The sequence below is a fragment of the Pseudomonas sp. SIMBA_068 genome (assembly GCF_046534705.1).
Taxonomy (GTDB): domain Bacteria; phylum Pseudomonadota; class Gammaproteobacteria; order Pseudomonadales; family Pseudomonadaceae; genus Aquipseudomonas; species Aquipseudomonas putida.
On the sequence record NZ_JAWRYI010001262.1, the window covers coordinates 1 to 247 of the forward strand.

Genomic DNA, 247 nt, shown 5'->3' on the forward strand with positions numbered 1-247 from the left:
CTTTAATGCCATGGCAAGCTTTGCTGAGGCACAAACGTGCCGTCGTCAGATACTACTTAACTACTTTAGTGAATACCAACGCGAGCAATGTGGTAACTGTGATATTTGCTTAAACCCACCAAAAAGCTTTGACGGTACGCTTGTTGCCCAACAAGCGCTTTCGTGTGTATACAGAGCTGAACAGCGATTTGGTTTAGGATACATTGTAGAGCTATTACGTGGCGCCAACACGAGTCGTATTCGCGAT

Annotated in this window: 1 protein-coding gene; it reads left to right on the top strand. The window is 45.3% G+C overall.

All coding sequences use genetic code 11. The annotated features are described in order from the left end of the window. Positions 1–247 (top strand): RQC domain-containing protein (locus tag SB756_RS33605; protein WP_410913703.1); only part of this gene is annotated, 247 nt, incomplete at both ends.